Annotated in this window: 14 protein-coding genes; 2 read left to right on the top strand and 12 right to left on the bottom strand. The window is 64.2% G+C overall.

Annotated features, from left to right (window positions below):
- Positions 1–5 precede the first annotated feature (5 nt).
- From pyrH to alr, 10 genes are all read right to left on the bottom strand, one after another.
- Positions 6–728 (bottom strand): UMP kinase, encoded by a 723-nt coding sequence (gene pyrH, locus ACN0X7_RS06145; RefSeq protein WP_417515193.1) that lies wholly within the window; start codon positions 726–728, stop codon positions 6–8.
- A 25-nt stretch (positions 729–753) separates the two neighbouring features.
- Entirely contained in the window at positions 754–1,680 is a 927-nt protein-coding gene (gene tsf, locus ACN0X7_RS06150; protein ID WP_417515195.1) for a translation elongation factor Ts, read from the bottom strand.
- A gap of 72 nt (positions 1,681–1,752) precedes the next feature.
- Entirely contained in the window at positions 1,753–2,706 is a 954-nt protein-coding gene (gene rpsB / locus ACN0X7_RS06155; protein WP_417515197.1) for a 30S ribosomal protein S2, read from the bottom strand.
- Between the two features lie 177 nt (positions 2,707–2,883).
- Positions 2,884–6,351 carry a DNA polymerase III subunit alpha gene (gene dnaE, locus ACN0X7_RS06160; protein ID WP_417515199.1) on the bottom strand — a complete coding sequence of 1,156 codons (3,468 nt, stop codon included), beginning with the start codon at positions 6,349–6,351 and terminating at the stop codon, positions 2,884–2,886.
- Between the two features lie 312 nt (positions 6,352–6,663).
- Entirely contained in the window at positions 6,664–8,211 is a 1,548-nt protein-coding gene (gene purF, locus ACN0X7_RS06165) for an amidophosphoribosyltransferase (protein WP_417515201.1), read from the bottom strand.
- A gap of 5 nt (positions 8,212–8,216) precedes the next feature.
- Positions 8,217–8,873 (bottom strand): CvpA family protein, encoded by a 657-nt coding sequence (locus ACN0X7_RS06170; protein ID WP_417515203.1) that lies wholly within the window; start codon positions 8,871–8,873, stop codon positions 8,217–8,219.
- The gene (gene radA, locus ACN0X7_RS06175; RefSeq protein WP_417515205.1) at positions 8,873–10,240 is read right to left on the bottom strand and encodes a DNA repair protein RadA; all 1,368 of its coding nucleotides are present in this window, start codon (positions 10,238–10,240) and stop codon (positions 8,873–8,875) included. The genes ACN0X7_RS06170 and radA overlap by 1 nt, the downstream gene beginning before the upstream one ends.
- Positions 10,240–11,016: an ABC transporter ATP-binding protein gene (locus tag ACN0X7_RS06180; RefSeq protein ID WP_417515207.1), complete on the bottom strand. Its 777-nt coding sequence runs from the start codon at positions 11,014–11,016 to the stop codon at positions 10,240–10,242. The genes radA and ACN0X7_RS06180 overlap by 1 nt, the downstream gene beginning before the upstream one ends.
- Positions 11,013–11,798: an MlaE family ABC transporter permease gene (locus ACN0X7_RS06185; RefSeq protein WP_417515209.1), complete on the bottom strand. Its 786-nt coding sequence runs from the start codon at positions 11,796–11,798 to the stop codon at positions 11,013–11,015. Before ACN0X7_RS06185 ends, ACN0X7_RS06180 begins: the two co-directional genes overlap by 4 nt.
- The gene (gene alr / locus ACN0X7_RS06190; RefSeq protein WP_417515211.1) at positions 11,795–12,931 is read right to left on the bottom strand and encodes an alanine racemase; all 1,137 of its coding nucleotides are present in this window, start codon (positions 12,929–12,931) and stop codon (positions 11,795–11,797) included. The genes ACN0X7_RS06185 and alr overlap by 4 nt, the downstream gene beginning before the upstream one ends.
- Before the next feature lie 116 nt (positions 12,932–13,047).
- Between alr and ACN0X7_RS06195 the strand changes: the two genes are divergently transcribed.
- Entirely contained in the window at positions 13,048–13,800 is a 753-nt protein-coding gene (locus ACN0X7_RS06195; RefSeq protein ID WP_417515213.1) for an SDR family NAD(P)-dependent oxidoreductase, read from the top strand.
- Positions 13,801–13,873: 73 nt separating this feature from the next.
- Complete coding sequence (locus tag ACN0X7_RS06200; RefSeq protein ID WP_417515215.1) at positions 13,874–14,899, top strand: NADP-dependent oxidoreductase; 1,026 nt, start codon at positions 13,874–13,876, stop codon at positions 14,897–14,899.
- A gap of 43 nt (positions 14,900–14,942) precedes the next feature.
- On the opposite strand, the gene ACN0X7_RS06205 is transcribed toward ACN0X7_RS06200, so the two are convergent.
- Together ACN0X7_RS06205 and ACN0X7_RS06210 are read right to left on the bottom strand one after the other, a co-directional pair.
- A complete protein-coding gene (locus ACN0X7_RS06205) occupies positions 14,943–15,734 on the bottom strand; it encodes an MBL fold metallo-hydrolase (protein ID WP_417515584.1) in 792 nt (263 codons plus the stop codon).
- 88 nt (positions 15,735–15,822) lie between these two features.
- Positions 15,823–16,095 carry a DUF1467 family protein gene (locus ACN0X7_RS06210; protein ID WP_417515217.1) on the bottom strand — a complete coding sequence of 91 codons (273 nt, stop codon included), beginning with the start codon at positions 16,093–16,095 and terminating at the stop codon, positions 15,823–15,825.
- Between the last annotated feature and the right edge of the window lie 3 nt (positions 16,096–16,098).

A 16,098-nucleotide genomic window follows, 5' to 3' on the forward strand; every position in this document is an offset into this window, starting at 1 on the left:
CGTCGTCAATCGTCCGTGATCGTTGTCGACAGACCCCGGCCCGTCAATGCCGCAGCGAAGCCGCCCTGCTGATGTAAGTCGAAAACCATGACCGGAATGTGGTTTTCGCGCGTCAAGGCGATGGCGGCAGTGTCCATGACCTCCAGTCCGCGCCGCAGGACTTCCCCGTGGCTCAGCCGGTCAAACCGGGTCGCCGACGGATCCTTCTTCGGATCGGCGCTGTAGACGCCATCGACCTGCGTCCCCTTCGCCAGCAGGTCGCAGCCCAGTTCCGCGGCGCGCAGCGCGGCCGCCGTATCCGTGGTGAAGAAGGGATTGCCCGTCCCGCCCGTCGAGATCACGACTTGCCCGGCCGCCAGCGCAGCCATCGCATCGCGCCGCGTGTAGGAAGGACAGACGGTCGGCATCGGAATGGCCGACATCGACACGGCATCCGTGCCGCCACGTTTCAGCGCGTCCGCCAGCGCGAGGCCGTTCATCACGGTGGCGAGCATGCCCAACGAATCGGCGCTTGGCCGGTCCATGCCACTGGCCGCCGTGCGTACCCCGCGAAACAGATTGCCGCCGCCGACGACGACGCCGACCTGGACACCCGAGGCCGCAACCTCGGCAATGTCACCGGCGATACGTTCCAGCGCGGCGAAATCGATGCCGAACGCCCCGTCGCCCATCAACGCCTCTCCCGAACACTTCAGGAGAACACGTTTCCAGGGGCTGGCGTCCGGCATCTTGTCGGTTCCCTCGAAGCGCCGGTCAGCCCGACGTGGCCGCGGCAACCTCGGCGGCGAAATCGGATTCTTCGCGTTCGATTCCCTCGCCCAGCGCGAAGCGGACGAACCCCTTTACCGCGACCGGCGCACCGATGCCGGCCTCTGCGTTCTTCACCGCCTTCTTCACAACGGTCTCGCCGTCGATCACGAAGGTCTGCTCCATCAGGACAACTTCCTGGTAGAACTTCCGGATCCGCCCTTCGACCATCTTGTCGACGATCTCGGCCGGCTTGCCCGAGGCCAGCGCCTGATCGCGCAGCACCGTGCGCTCGCGCTCGACCGTATCCTGATCCATGTCCTCGGCGGAAATGGCCTGGGGGTTGGCCGCCGCGACATGCATGGCCAGCTGCTTGCCAAGTTCGTCCAGCTTGGCCTGATCGCCGGTGGATTCCAGCGCCACCAGCACACCCATCTTGCCAAGACCGTCGGCCACCGCGTTATGCACATAGCTGGACACGACACCGCTGGACACCGACAGGCCCGCCGCGCGGCGCAGGGACATGTTCTCGCCGATGGTCGCAATGGCGTTGGTCAGTTCTTCCTCGACATTGCGGTCCGAACCCGGATAGGCGGCGGCCTTGACCGCGGCCAGGTCACCGTCGTTCTTCAGGGCGATCGCCGTCAGGTTATTGACGATGTTCTGGAACTTGTCGTTCCGGGCCACGAAGTCCGTTTCCGAATTCAGTTCGACCATCGCGCCCCTGGTACCCTCGGTGGCGACGCCGATCAGGCCCTCTGCCGCCGTGCGGCCGGCCTTCTTCGCAGCCGCCGCCAGGCCCTTCTTGCGCAGCCAGTCTACCGCCGCCTCCAGGTCGCCGTCCGTTTCCTGCAGCGCCTTCTTGCAATCCATCATGCCGCCACCGGTCTTCTCGCGAAGTTCCTTGACCAGCCCTGCTGTGATCTGAGCCATGATCAGCTCCTCCAACTCGTATCAATCATATTGTGCCGAAGCCGCGCCCGCCGATGTGACGGGCGGTGCGCCTCAGGCCTTGCTGTCAGCTTCGCCTTCGGTCGGGCTGACCTCGGCCACGTCGCCGGCCGGTGTCGGCTCGGCGGCTTCAGCGGCCTTCACGGCCTCTTCCGCAGCTGCGGCGTCCGACGAAACCGGGGCGGCCTGTTCAGGCGCCTCGGGCTCGGCACTTGCGGGTTCGGTACTTTCGGGTTCGGCCGCTGCCGCGACTTCCGCCTCGGCAGGGACATCGATGATGGGCTCTTCCATCTCACCCATGTCCTGGTCGCTGCCCCCCATCTCGGCCTGGATGCCATCCAGAACCGCCTGGCTGAACAGCTCGCAATACAGGTTGATGGCGCGCAGCGCGTCATCGTTCGCCGGGATCGGGAAATCGATGTGGGTCGGATCGGCGTTCGTGTCGCAGATGCCGACGACCGGGATGCCCAGCTTCTTGGCTTCGGCGACCGCGATCTTCTCCTTGCCGGTGTCGATCACGATCATGACGTCCGGCAGGCCGCCCATTTCCTTGATCCCGCCCAGCGAGCGGTCCAGCTTGTCGCGTTCGCGCGTCAGCTGCAGCAGTTCCTTCTTGGTCAGACCGGTCTCGTCCTTGACCAGCAGCTCTTCCAGTTCACGCAGGCGGCGGATCGAATTCGAAACCGTCTTCCAGTTCGTCAGCGTGCCGCCCAGCCAGCGGTGATTGACATAGAACTGCGCGCACCGCTTCGACGAATCGGCGACGGCCTGCGACGCCTGACGCTTGGTGCCGACGAACAGCACGCGTCCGCCGCCGGCGACGATGTCGCGGACGATCTTCAGGGACTGATGCAGCAGGGGTGCCGTCTGGGACAGGTCGATGACGTGAACGCCATTGCGTGCGCCAAAGATGTATTGCCCCATGCGGGGGTTCCAGCGCTGTGTCTGGTGGCCGAAATGAACACCAGCTTCGAGCAGCTGACGCATTGAAAAATCAGGCAATGCCATGGCCTGTAACTCCTATTGATCCGGTTTCGCCTCCGCGGGTACGTCGGTCCATGCCTCAGCAGGGACACCGGAATGGAGTGCGGGGCTTTTTATCCGCAGCCCTGACCCGCGTGTGTGATCGCGGCGGGGAATACGCCCCTGCGCATATAAAAGCAACCCTTCGCGTCGCGCGGGCGGTCAGATTTCGGCCACGTCCACCACGCCGGGCATGGATTTCAGCGACTGGCGCAGCGCGCGATCGACCTTGAACGTCTCGACGGGGTCGATCTCGATCTCACGGGTCTGGCCGTGCGGGCGCAGCACCAGCCGGATCAGTCCCCGCCCCTCGCCCGCCAGATCCAGCACCTTGCGCACCGGCTGCAGCGCCTCCGGTTCGGACAGCACGATGCGCGCGCCCGCCTCGGCGTCCGCGACATAGCTGTCGAGATCCCGGAAATCGGTCAGCACCAGCGTCGGCTCCTCCCGGTCGCGCATGATATCGACATAGAAGACGGCGTTTCGTCCTGCTTCCAGATCATCGCGGAACCGGTTGAGCACCTCGGAAAAACAAAGGCATTCGCATTCGCCGCTGGGGTCGGACAGGCCTATGAAGGCGTAGGAGTTGCCCTTCGCATTGCGGCGGATCTGGACCGCCGAAATGGTTCCCGCCAGCCCGATGTTCGCCTTCTGCTGGCCGACCGCCTCGGCGAGGTTCTCGATACGCGTGATGCCTTTCTGCGCCAGACGCTTCTGATAGTCGTCCAGCGGATGGCCCGACAGATAGAACCCGATCGCCGCGCGTTCCTCGGCCAGCCGTTCCAGATCGTCGAACGGGGCCACCACGGGCAGCGGCGGACGGTCGCCGCCGCCATCCTCATCGCCGCCGCCGAACAGGCCCATCTGGCCGCTGGCCCGGTCGGCGGCCTGCTGCTGTGCATAGCGGCCCAGAATATCCACCGATGCCAGCACCCGGCGCCGGTTGGCGTCCAGCCCGTCCAGCGCCCCCGCGCGCGTCAGATTCTCGAACTGGCGCTTGTTCAGGCCCGAGCCGCCGGTCCGCAACGCGAAGTCGAACAGATCGGCAAAGTCGCCGCCTTCCTGCCGCGCCCGGACGATGCCGGCCATCGCGTCGCGCCCCACGTTCTTGATCGCGGCGAGCGCATAGCGGATACCGGCGACGTCGCCCGCATCGTCACGTTCGACATTGAAGCTGACCTCGGACCGGTTCACATCCGGCGGCAACAGCGGGATGGCGAGCCGTTTCATCTCGCGCTTGAACACATCCAGCTTGTCGGTGTTCCCCATGTCCAGCGTCATGGAGGCGGCCAGGAATTCTGCGGGGAAGTTGGCTTTCAGCCAGGCGGTCTGCCAGGCAATCAGGGCATAGGCGGCGGCGTGCGACTTGTTGAAGCCATAGCCGGCAAACTTGCCGATCAGATCGAAGATCTGGTTGGCCTGTTCGGCCGGCACGTCGTTCTCCGCCGCACCCTCGACGAAGCGCGCCCGCTGGGCGTCCATCTCGGACTGGATCTTCTTGCCCATGGCCCGCCGCAGCAGGTCGGCCTCGCCCAGGCTGTAGCCCGACAGGACCTGGGCCATCTGCATGACCTGTTCCTGGTAGACCGGGATACCGTAGGTCTCGGCCAGGATCGGTTCCAGCATCGGGTGCGGATAGGTCGCCTGCTCACGCCCGTGCTTGGTCGAGATGTAGGTCGGGATGTTGTCCATCGGACCGGGCCGGTAGAGCGCCACGATGGCGATGATGTCCTCGAACTTGTCGGGCTTCATCTGCCGCAGCACATCGCGCATGCCCGAACTTTCCAGCTGGAACACGCCCACCGTATCCCCCTTGCCGAGCATCTCGAAGGTCAGGTCGTCGCCTTCGGGAATCTGCGCCAGATCGAAATCGGGCAGCGGTCCCTGCCGCACGAAGGCGACGGCCCGGTCCAGCACCGTGAGGGTCTTCAGGCCCAGGAAGTCGAACTTCACCAGCCCGGCGGACTCGACGTACTTCATCGAAAACTGGGTGACCGGCATGTCCGACTTCGGATCGCGATAGAGCGGCACGAGCTGTTCCAGAGGACGGTCGCCGATCACCACACCGGCGGCGTGGGTCGAGGCGTGGCGGTACAGCCCCTCCAGCTGCAGGGCCAGATCGATCAGGTGCTTGACCGCCGGTTCGTCCCGATATTCGTGCCCCAGCCGCGGTTCGCTTTCCAGCGCCTGTTTCAGCGTGACCGGATTGGCCGGGTTGTTCGGTACCAGCTTGGAGATGCGGTCGACCTGGCCGTAGGGCATCTGCAGCACGCGCCCGACATCGCGCAGGACCGCGCGCGCCTGAAGCTTCCCGAACGTGATGATCTGGGCCACCTTGTCGTGACCGTACTTGTCCTGAACATAGCCGATCACGGCATCCCGCCGGTCCTGGCAGAAGTCGATGTCGAAGTCGGGCATGGACACGCGTTCGGGATTGAGAAACCGCTCGAAAAGAAGCCCGTAACGTATTGGATCGAGGTCGGTAATCGTCAAAGCATAGGCGACCAGGGAGCCTGCGCCCGACCCGCGTCCCGGCCCCACGGGAATGCCCTGCGCCTTGGTCCACTGGATGAAGTCGGCGACGATCAGGAAATAGCCCGGGAAATCCATCTGGATGATGATGTCGAGCTCGAGGCGCAACCGGTCGCGGTAGACCTGCTCATCCGGATCCTGACCTTTCGAACGCAGGAACGCTAGCCGCTCGGTCAGTCCGTCTTCGGACATCACGCGCAGTTCGTCGGCTTCGGTACGGCCTTCCGTCGTTGGAAAACGCGGCAGGATGGGTCCCCGTCGCGGCGCCGCAAAGCCGCACCGGCGTGCGATCGCCAGCGTGTTGGAGATCGCTTCCGGCAGATCGGCGAACAGCGTCTTCATCTCCTCGGCGGACTTGAAGCGGTGCTCGCGGGTCAGCCGTCGCCGCTCGTCCTGCGCAACGTAGGCCCCTTCCGCGACACAGATCAGCGCATCGTGCGCCTCATGCATCGCCTCATCCAGGAAATAGCAGTCATTGGTGGCGACCAGCGGCAGGTCCATCTCGTAGGCGAGGTCGATCATCGCCGCCTCGACGCGATCCTCTTCCGCCAGACCGTGCCGGTAGATCTCCACGTACAGCCGGTCCCCGAACCCCGCCTTCATGTCCTGCAGCCACTGCCGTGCCGCCGCCGTCTCGCCATCAGCGAGCAGACGGCCAAGCGGTCCCGACGCCCCGCCGGTCAGTGCGATCACACCGTCGCAATGGTTCTCCATCCTGCCGGTGGGCAGATAGGTCGCGAAGGCCGGGTCGGACTGCAGAAAGGCCGCCGAAACCAGCCCCATCAGATTCGCGTAGCCGGCCTCGTTCTGCGCCAGCAGCACGACCGGCGCGAACAGCGGGCGCACGGTGCCGGCGGGGGCCCGGCTGTCGTTGCCGAACTGGACGTCGAGCTGGCAGCCGATGATGGGCTGCACGCCGGCACCGCCCATCGCAGGGCCGAACTCCATCGCACCGAACATGTTGTTGGTATCGGTCATGGCGACCGCCGGCATGGCCGCCTTCGCCGCCGCCTTCGCCAGATCGCCGATGCGGATCGCCCCTTCGGACAGCGAATAGGCGGTGTGAAGCCTCAGATGAACGAAATCGGCGTGTGACATGAGATGCCCCCAAAACTGGCCCGGCCCCGATCAGCGCAGCGGAATCGCCGGTCCATCCCATTCTCTCAGAGGTAGCCCCTCATGTCCGCCGGGCGGTGCCAGAAATCTGTGGATAACCTGTTCTCAACCCACCATGCCCAGCACACCGACAACCTGCGTCCAGGCGATCAGTACGCCCCAGCATCCGACAAGCGCCAGCAGCGCACCCGCATCCTTCAACCAGTCCATCACAACCTCCTGCCTGTTTGCAGGAAGTATGTTCTTTTATTGTTCTATTATTGTCAACACATGTTCTCATCACAGGAACATCGTTCAGTTCCCAAATTCGCGGAAGAGGTCCTTCTGCTTGGAGTCCGTGATGGAATTATCAACCAGCTCAATGGGATAGCTGCCGGTGAAGCAGGCGTCGCAGTAGCCCGCCCGCGCCCCGCACTCGCTCTCGTCCTCGGGGATGTCCTGCTGCCCGACGGCGCGGTACATGCCAGGCACCGACAGATAGCGCAGGCTGTCGACGCCCAGATGCCGTTCCATCTGTTCGATCGTCGCGTACTGGTTGTAGATCAGTTCGCCCTTGGAAGGCGTATCGACACCATAGTAGCAGGGGCTTTTCGTCGGCGGGCTGGCGATCCGCATGTGCACCTCCCGCACGCCGGCGTCACGGAACATGCGGACCAGAATCTTCGAGGTCGTGCCGCGCACGATGGAATCGTCGACCAGAACCACGCGCTTGCCGCGCACCATGTCGCGGTTCACGTTCAGCTTGCGCCGGACCACCTGCTCGCGGCTTTCCTGATCGGGCTCGATGAAGCTGCGTCCGGCAAGCTGGCTTCGCGTGACCGCCAGTTCGAACGGAATGCCGCTCTGCCGGGCATAGCCGATGGCGGCGGGCGTACCCGAGTCGGGCACCGGCACCACCATGTCGGCGCTGTGGGTCTCCTCGCGTGCCAGTTCCTGACCGATCGCCTGCCGGATGGCATAGACGTTGTTGCCTTCGACGAAGGAATCCGGGCGCGAGAAATAGATGTATTCGAAAATGCAGAACCGGTGCGGCGCGGGTGCGAAGGGCCGGAACGTCTGCAGACCGTCCTCGTCGATCACCACCATCTCGCCGGGATCGATGTCGCGCACATAGGTGGCCCCGACAATGTCCAGCGCACAGGTTTCCGAGCAGATGATCCAGGCATTGTCCAGCCGGCCCAGCACCAGCGGACGCACACCCGAAGGATCGCGTACGCCGATCAGCTTCTTGGCGGACAGGCCGACGATGGAATAGGCGCCGACCACCCGGCTGAGCGCGTCGATCAGGCGGCTGGCCAGCCGCCGTTCGCGGCTGCGCGCCATCAGGTCCAGGATAACCTCGGTATCGACCGTGGACTGGAACCGCCGCCCTTCAGCCCGCAGGTCGGCCTTCAGCGTGTTCGCATTGGTCAGATTGCCGTTGTGCGCCAGCGCAAATCCGCCGGTTTCGTCCAGATCGGTCCAGAGGGGCTGGATGTTGCGGATCGGTGCCGGCCCCTCGCCCTTGCCGGAGGTCGCGTAGCGCGTATGCCCGATGGCCGCGTCACCCGTCAGCCGCAGCAGCGGGCCCGAGCGCCCGTCGTCCGCCTTGCCCTTGCCGAAAACGTCGCCGACCAGCCCGATGGCCCGATGCACCAGAAACCGACCCTGATTGAAGGCCACGATGCCGCAGGCTTCCTGCCCGCGATGCTGCAGCGCGTGCAGCCCGGTCGCCGTGATCGTGGCCGCCTTGGAAGGTTCGTCTTCGTCCGCGTCGGCGCCCCAGATACCGAAGACGGCGCATTCCTCGTGGAAATGATCGTCATGGGACTGAAACGGATGTGTTGTCTGCAGGTCGAACATGGGGTCTAGCGATCCTCGGTCGTATTCTCGATCATGCGTTCAAGCTGGCGGCTGTCTTCCGCCCTGTAGCCCTTCTCCTCGTCGCCGTCCTGTCCGCGAAGCCGCTGACCCGCGTCGAGCATGTCCCGCGCCGCGCCGGCCTTGTCAGACGTTCCGTCCGCAGTCGAACGGGCGCGATCACGCAGGGCCTGGGGAACTTTCGAAAGCACGAAGGCGGCAGCTTCCTTCACATAGGGCAGCGAACGGGAGTCCCGCACGGTCGCGGGCGGGTCCCTGGGCGCGGCATAGTCGATCACCAGCCAGATGGCAATGACCACAAGCGCGCCGCGCGCCGCGCCGAACAGCAGTCCCAGAACACGGTCGGCGATGCTGATGGCACCGTTGCGGCGGACCCGCGACGAAATCATCTGGGTCAGGATCATCAGGACGACCAGAGCGGCGATGAAGAGCACCAACGCGGTGATGATGTCGCTGGCCAGCCCGTAGCCGAGATGCTCCTCGACAAAGGGGCTGACGTATGGAAATCCGAAATAGGCGGCCAGCCCCGCCCCGATCCAGCTGCTGAAGAACAGCACCTCCCAGACGAAGCCGAAGAAGAAGCTGAACAGGATCGAGACCCCGATGATCCCGAAGACGATGATATCGGCGAAGGTGAATTCCATCAGCGGTCGTCCAGCGGGAACAGGCTGAGCAGTTTTTCAAGCCCGCCGACCTCGGTCGTCCGGATCAGGTCCTTGCCTTCGGAACCGGCGGGAACGATGGCGTGCTCGAATCCGAGTTTGGAGGACTCCTTCAGCCGCGCCTCGGAACGGGCGACACGGCGCACGGCACCGGACAGGCCGACCTCGCCGAAGATGACGGTCGCCGGGGCCACCGAATGTCCGCTCAGCGACGACAACAGCGCTGCGGCCACCGCCAGATCGGCAGCCGGTTCGGAAATGCGCAGCCCGCCGGCCACGTTCAGGTAAACCTCGTTCTGCCCCAGCGAGAGGCCCAGCCGGGTGTCCAGGACCGCAAGGATCATCGCCAGACGTCCGCTGTCCCAGCCGACGACGGCGCGGCGTGGCGTGGCCAGCGGAGACGGCGCGACCAGCGCCTGTATCTCGACCAGGATCGGGCGCGACCCCTCCATGCCGGCAAAGATCGCCGCGCCGGGCACCGGTTCGTCGCGGTCCCCCAGAAACAGGGCGGACGGATTGGGTGTCTCGATCAGCCCCTGCTCCGCCATCTCGAAGACCCCGATCTCGTCGGCAGACCCGAAGCGGTTCTTGACCGACCGCAGGATGCGGAAGTGATGGCTGCGATCGCCTTCGAAATAGAGCACCGTATCGACCATATGCTCCAGGACGCGCGGACCGGCGATCTGCCCGTCCTTCGTCACATGTCCGACCAGGAAAACGGCGGCCCCGGACTGCTTGGCGTATTGCACCAGTTCATGACCGCAGGCGCGCACCTGCGCCACCGTCCCCGGCGCACTGTCCAGATTCTCGGAAAACACGGTCTGGATGGAATCGATGATCAGCAGATCGGGCGGCGGACCGGCATCCAGCGCGGCCATGATCTCCCCCAGCGCGTTGGCGTTGGCGACCTGCACGGCGGCACCGTCGACGCCCAGCCGGCGCGCGCGCATGGCGATCTGCGCGGTGGCTTCCTCGCCCGACACATAGACGACCCGCCCGCCTGTTCCGGCCAGCCGCGCCGCGGCCTGCAGCAGCAATGTCGACTTGCCAATCCCGGGATCACCACCGATCAGGACCGCGGAATTGCGCACCAGTCCGCCACCCAGCACGCGGTCCAGTTCGTCCATCCCGCTCGACCGGCGCGGCTCGTCCAGCGTCTGGACCGACAGATCGCTCATCACGGCGGGTTTTGACTTGCCGCCCTGCACAACACCGAACGCCTTGGGGCGCACGGCGAAGACTTCTTCCTCGATGGAATCGGCGGTGCCGCATGCATCACAGAAACCGCGCCATTTTGGAAAGCTCGCGCCGCACTCACGGCAGACATATCGGCGCGTCGCCTTGGCCATCAGGTCTTCAGCACCTGCATCTGGATTGGACCCTCAGCCCGTCCGTGGACGAACTGATCGACATGGTCGTTGCCCGGGTCGTCGATCTGGGACGCCGGGCCGGACCAGATGATACGCCCCTCATAGATCATGGCGATCCGGTCCGCGATCTTGCGCGCGGAGGCCATGTCGTGGGTGATCGACAGCGTCGTCGCGCCCAGTTCCTTGGTGCATTTGACGATCAGGTCGTTGATCACATCGGCCATGATCGGATCCAGACCGGTGGTGGGCTCGTCGAAGAAGATGATCTCGGGGTCCGTTGCGATGGCGCGCGCCAGACCGACACGCTTCTGCATGCCGCCCGACAGCTCGGCCGGGAAAAGATCCGCGACGTCTTCGCTCAGGCCGACCTGGCCCAGTTTGGTGATCGCCACCTCATGGGCCTCATCGCGGCCCATGTGCTTGCCCTGCATCAGGCCGAACGACACGTTCTCCCAGACCTTCAGGCTGTCGAACAGGGCACCGCCCTGGAACAGCATGCCCATCTTCGACAGCTGTTCGGCACGCTCCCCCGCACTGGCTTTCAGCATGTCCTGTCCGTCGATCAGGATCGCGCCCTCCTCAGGCTTCACGATACCCAGGATCGATTTCAGCATCACCGACTTGCCGCTGCCCGATCCCCCGATGACCACCAGCGACTCGCCGGGTGCCACCTCCAGATCGATGCCGCGGAGCACTTCCTTGCGGCCGAACCGCTTCTTCACACCCTGCATGGCGATTTTGGGCTGTCCGGTCATGTCGCGAAAAACAACTCCGTCACGATGTAGTTGGCCACCAGGATCAGGATCGACGCGGTCACGACGGCATTCGTCGTCGCACGGCCCACGCCCTGGGCACCGCCCTTGCTCATGAAGCCGTGGTAACAGCCCATCAGCGAAATAATGAACCCGAAGATCGACGCTTTCACCAGCCCCGAGACCACGTCATCGGTGTGCAGGAAATCGATCGTGCTGTTGATGTAGTTGCCGGGATTGAAACCCAGCTTGGACGTGCCCACGACGAAACCGCCAAAGACGCCGATGATGTCGGCAACCAGCACCAGCAGCGGCAGCATGGTCGCGCCCGCGATCAGGCGCGGCGCGACCAGATACTTGAACGGATTGGTCGACAGGGTCGTCAGCGCGTCGATCTGCTCGGTCACGCGCATGGTGCCAATCTCGGCAGCCATGGCGGCGCTGACACGGCCCGCGACCATCAGGCCGCCGATGACGGGACCCAGTTCCCGCGTGATGCCCAGCACGACGATGGACGAGACCAGGCTTTCGGCATTGAAGCGGTTGCCGCCGATATAGATCTGCAGCGCCAGCACCGCGCCCGTGAAGAAGGCGGTCAGACCGATCACCGGCAGCGAGAAATAGCCGATCTGGATCATCTGACGCAGCAGCAGCCGCGGATACCAGGGAGGCGTCACGCAATGACGCAGGCCCTGCCCCATGAAAACACAGAGTCGACCGATGGCGGCGAGAAATTCGAGGATAACCCGTCCGACCAGCGCAACTGGATTCAGACCAATGTTCAAGCCGCAACTCCATTGAGATATCGACGCGCGAACCGGTTTCCGAGACCGGTCAGCAGTTCATAAGCGATCGTGCCGCCCAATGCAGCAAGTTCATCTATATCAACGCCGCCGCCGATGATCGATATCTCACTTTCGGGGCCGATATCATGTTCCGGCACGTCCGTGATGTCGAACGTGATCAGGTCCATGGAAACCCGTCCCACCAGCGGCACCCGGTGCCCGGCGAGCATGCCATAGCCCAGATTGCTGAGCGATCGCATGTATCCGTCGGCGTAACCGACACCGCAGGTCGCGATCCGTCGCCCGACGGGAACCGGATGCGTTGCGCCATAGCCGACGAAGCGGGGACGATCGATATCATGAACCTGCAGGATACGGGCGCTCAGGTGGACCACTTCGTCCATCGGCGCACCCGTCATCGCGTCCGGATTGGATCCGTAGAGCGCGATGCCCGGCCGGCACAGGTCCATGTGCCAGTCCGGTCCCAGGAAGATTCCCGCCGAATTGGCGAAACTGAGCCGCGCCGCAGGCAGACCGGCAACGCGCGCCAGAAACAGGCTCCGTTGTTCCTGATTCAGCGGATGGTCGGGATGATCGGCACAGGACGGATGCGTGATCCACAACTGAACGTCCAGCCCGTCCAGCAGATCGGGCGATTCGGTCAGGCGTTCGACATCCCGGCCCAGCAGCCCCAGCCGGGTCATGCCCGTATCGATCTGGATGGCGCAGGGCAACCGTCTGCCCCGCGCTTTCGCATGCGCTCGCCAGCGTTCGATCTGTCCCGGTTCACAGAGAACCGGGCGCAGCCCGTGGGCCTCATAGTCCCGTGCAGCCCCGTGCGGCAATCCGTTCAGCACATAGATATCGCTGCCAGTCTGAACGTCCCGCGCGGTACATTCCGTCAGAGCCGCACGTGCGGCAATCCCCTCGGACGGATGCGCAACGAAGAAGGTCCTGCACCCCGCGCCGTGCAACGCGTTCACGGCCGGCCCGATGCCGATGCCGTATGCGTTCGCCTTGACCGCGGCCCCGGTCTCCGCCGCGCCGGTCATGGCGTCCAGCCGCTGCCAGTTGCGCGCCAGTGCCGCGACATCAATCGACAGCGTGGATGTGAAAAACGAAGGCGACAGCATAGGCAACGCATCGCACTGCAATCGGGCAAATTCAAGACAGCGGCTTTGCTTTCGCCCAAGAGTCGGGCAAACCTGCATTTTCCAGATTCCGGCGGACAGACAGAGGTGCCCCTCGCATGACCGAAACCCCGACACTGAAACGGCTTGAAGGTCGAATCGCCCTTGTCACCGGCGCATCGAAAGGCATCGGACGCAGCATCGCCAGGCGCTATGCCGCCGAGGGCGCACATGTGATCGCCGTGGCCCGCGGCACCGGCAAGCTGGAGGAACTGGACGACGAGATATCCGGTCTGGGGGGCTCGGCAACGCTGGTCCCGCTCGACCTGGAGAAGTGGGAGAGCATCGACGGGCTGGCCGCGCCGCTGGCGGAACGGTTCGGCAAGCTGGACATTCTGGTCGGCAATGCCGCGATCCTGGGCACGCTGACGCCCGTCCAGGACATCGATCCGAAGGAATGGGAACGCGCCTTCCGGATCAACGTGCATGCGAACTGGCGGCTGCTGCGGGCGCTCGACCCGCTGCTTCGACGGTCGGACGCTGGGCGGGTCATGTTCGTGACATCCGGCATCACCCGGCGGTCCGCACCCTATTGGGGCGTCTATGCCACGACAAAGGCCGCGCTGGAGAAAATGGCGGAGACCTATGCCGCGGAGGTCCAGAAGACGAATGTCCGCGTCAACGTGATCAATCCGGGTGCCACCCGGACCGGGATGCGGGCCAGTGCCTTTCCCGGCGAGGATCCGGAAACGCTGCCGCATCCGGACCAGATCATGGAGGCGTTCGTGGCGGCGGCGGAAGCCGGCTTCGATGGCCATGCGCTCTGGATCGCAGCCGACGAAACCGCCCGGAACGCCGCACCGGGCAACTGAAGCGTTCGCTTTGACTTGCGCGACCGGTCCACTACCCTTCGCGCCGGATCATCTTTCAGGACAGGAAACAACCATGACCGATCAAAACCGCCGCGTACTCTTCGCCAAACGCCCGGAAGGCTGGGTCGATGACAGCTGCTTCAAGATCGAGGACGCCCCGATCCCGGCGCTGGAGGACGGGGACATTCTGGTCCGCAACATCTACATGTCCGTCGATCCCTACATGCGCGGGCGCATGAACGACGCCAAGTCCTACGCCGCCGGTTTCGAGCTGGGCAAGGTGATGCAGTGCGGTGCCATCGGCGAGGTCGTGCAGTCGAAGAACGACAAGATCCCCGAAGGTACCGTCGTCACCGGCATGCTGAACTGGGAAACGCATACGCTGGTAAAGGGCGGTGCCGGCGTGATGCCGGTCGATCCGAAGGCCGCACCACTGGCCTATTACATCAGCGTCCTCGGCATGCCCGGATTCACCGGCTGGTACGGTCTGACCAAGATCGGTGCGCCGAAGGAAGGCGAGACGGTCTATGTCTCCGCTGCATCGGGTGCCGTCGGCCAGGTGGTCGGTCAGGTGGCCAAGCTGAAAGGCGCGCGGGTGATCGGTTCAGCCGGTTCCGATGAGAAATGCGAGTACGTCGTCGACAAGTGCGGCTATGACGCCTGCTTTAACTACAAGAATGTCGACAGCTACGCCAAGGCCATTCACGAGCACTGCCCCGACGGCATCGATGTCTATTTCGAGAATGTCGGCGGCAAGATGCTGGACGCCGTGCTCACGGCGCTCAACCAGCACAGCCGTATCGCGCTGTGCGGCCTGATCAGCCAGTACAACCTGACCAAGCCCGAGGGCATCCACAACATCGCCAGCCTGCTGATCAACAAGGTGAAGCTGCAGGGCTTCATCATCTCCGACCACTACGATGTCTACCCCGAGTTCGTCTCGGAAGTCGCCGGGTGGCTGAAGGAAGGCAAGATGAACTACCGCATCGACGTGGCCGAAGGCATCGACAACGCACCGTCGGCGTTCATCGGCATGCTGAAGGGCGAGAACTTCGGCAAGCAGGTCATCAAACTGGGCGACGATCCCTACGCCAGCTGATCTTCCACTTCAGGGTGTCGCAGAATCCGGGATCGGCTGAGGTTCAGCCGGTCCCGATCTGCATCAGGTCGTGCGAGACCAGAATTTCGCCATCGAAAACATCCCGCGCGTCGGCCGCCCATTCCTCTTCGCGACCGGGCGGCGGCGGCGGCACGAAGTGATTGAGCACCAGTTTGCGCACATCGTTCCGCGCAGCGGTCTCTCCCGCCTGCTTCACGTCCGAATGATAATCGATCACGTCCCGGATGCGCCGGCCCCGCGCATTCGCGATGATATCGCTGCGGATCACGGTCTGCACATAGACATCGGCGTTCTTGCAGATACGGTCGAGCCCCTCGCAGGGCACAGTGTCGCCTGCGATCGCGACAGCCTTTCCGCCGAACTCTATCCGGTAACCCAGCGTCGGATGGACCGGGCTGTGATCGGTAGGCGCGCAGGTGATGCGGACACCGTCCTCCTCCAGAACCAGGCCGTCGCCGTGTTCAAAGACGGCAACGGCAGGCGGCTCGGTCAGGTCGTCGTGGTGTGCAATGCGGTAACCGATATCCTGATCCAGCGCGGCCAGCGTCGCATCCGTGAATTTCCGTGTCCCGACAGGGCCATGCACCTGAAGCGGATTCGGTTGGGGGCTCATGATCCAGCGGGTGGTGATGACATCGTTGAAGTCTGTGGTGTGATCGCTGTGCAGATGGGTAAGGAACTGCGCTGTCAGTCCGGGCGCTGTCATATCAACCGACATTGCCCGCATCAGCACGCCCCGGCCACAGTCGAACAGAAAATCCTTCCCGGCGACGCGAACAAGGGTCGCCGGTCCGGCTCGGTCGGGTTGCGGCATGGGCGAACCGCTGCCCAGAATGATCACTTCGATGGTCAAACCGGTGTCTCCTCGGTCATGCCGTGGTCAGCGGGGGGACCGTTCCCGCTCAGGTCATTTCGGCAATGTCGTACATCAGTTGCCGCCAGTTCACCCAGCCGAAATAGTCGCTGGCCCAGATCAGACCGAAGATTCCGGTGGTGATGGCGGTCGTCAGCCCGAACTTGTAGAGGATGCGGGGCTGCACGGGGGCCCCGTCCGCCTGGCCCGGGACCATCTCCACACCTTCCTCGTACGAGTTGCGGACGCCGATGGGCAGCACCGTGAACAGCACCACCCACCAGACGATCACATAGATGACGATCCCGCCCGCGACAGACATGGG

The sequence above is a fragment of the Minwuia sp. genome (assembly GCF_048263705.1).
Classification (GTDB): domain Bacteria; phylum Pseudomonadota; class Alphaproteobacteria; order Minwuiales; family Minwuiaceae; genus Minwuia.

Excerpts from the sequence above, each read along its gene's own strand:
- pyrH (WP_417515193.1), bottom strand. The coding sequence starts at position 728 with ATGCCGGACGCCAGCCCCTGGAAACGTGTTCTCCTGAAGTGTTCGGGA.
- tsf (WP_417515195.1), bottom strand. The coding sequence starts at position 1,680 with ATGGCTCAGATCACAGCAGGGCTGGTCAAGGAACTTCGCGAGAAGACC.
- rpsB (WP_417515197.1), bottom strand. The coding sequence starts at position 2,706 with ATGGCATTGCCTGATTTTTCAATGCGTCAGCTGCTCGAAGCTGGTGTT.
- dnaE (WP_417515199.1), bottom strand. The coding sequence starts at position 6,351 with ATGTCACACGCCGATTTCGTTCATCTGAGGCTTCACACCGCCTATTCG.
- purF (WP_417515201.1), bottom strand. The coding sequence starts at position 8,211 with ATGTTCGACCTGCAGACAACACATCCGTTTCAGTCCCATGACGATCAT.
- ACN0X7_RS06170 (WP_417515203.1), bottom strand. The coding sequence starts at position 8,873 with ATGGAATTCACCTTCGCCGATATCATCGTCTTCGGGATCATCGGGGTC.
- radA (WP_417515205.1), bottom strand. The coding sequence starts at position 10,240 with ATGGCCAAGGCGACGCGCCGATATGTCTGCCGTGAGTGCGGCGCGAGC.
- ACN0X7_RS06180 (WP_417515207.1), bottom strand. The coding sequence starts at position 11,016 with ATGACCGGACAGCCCAAAATCGCCATGCAGGGTGTGAAGAAGCGGTTC.
- alr (WP_417515211.1), bottom strand. The coding sequence starts at position 12,931 with ATGCTGTCGCCTTCGTTTTTCACATCCACGCTGTCGATTGATGTCGCG.
- ACN0X7_RS06195 (WP_417515213.1), top strand. The coding sequence starts at position 13,048 with ATGACCGAAACCCCGACACTGAAACGGCTTGAAGGTCGAATCGCCCTT.
- ACN0X7_RS06200 (WP_417515215.1), top strand. The coding sequence starts at position 13,874 with ATGACCGATCAAAACCGCCGCGTACTCTTCGCCAAACGCCCGGAAGGC.
- ACN0X7_RS06205 (WP_417515584.1), bottom strand. The coding sequence starts at position 15,734 with ATGCCGCAACCCGACCGAGCCGGACCGGCGACCCTTGTTCGCGTCGCC.
- ACN0X7_RS06210 (WP_417515217.1), bottom strand. The coding sequence starts at position 16,095 with ATGTCTGTCGCGGGCGGGATCGTCATCTATGTGATCGTCTGGTGGGTG.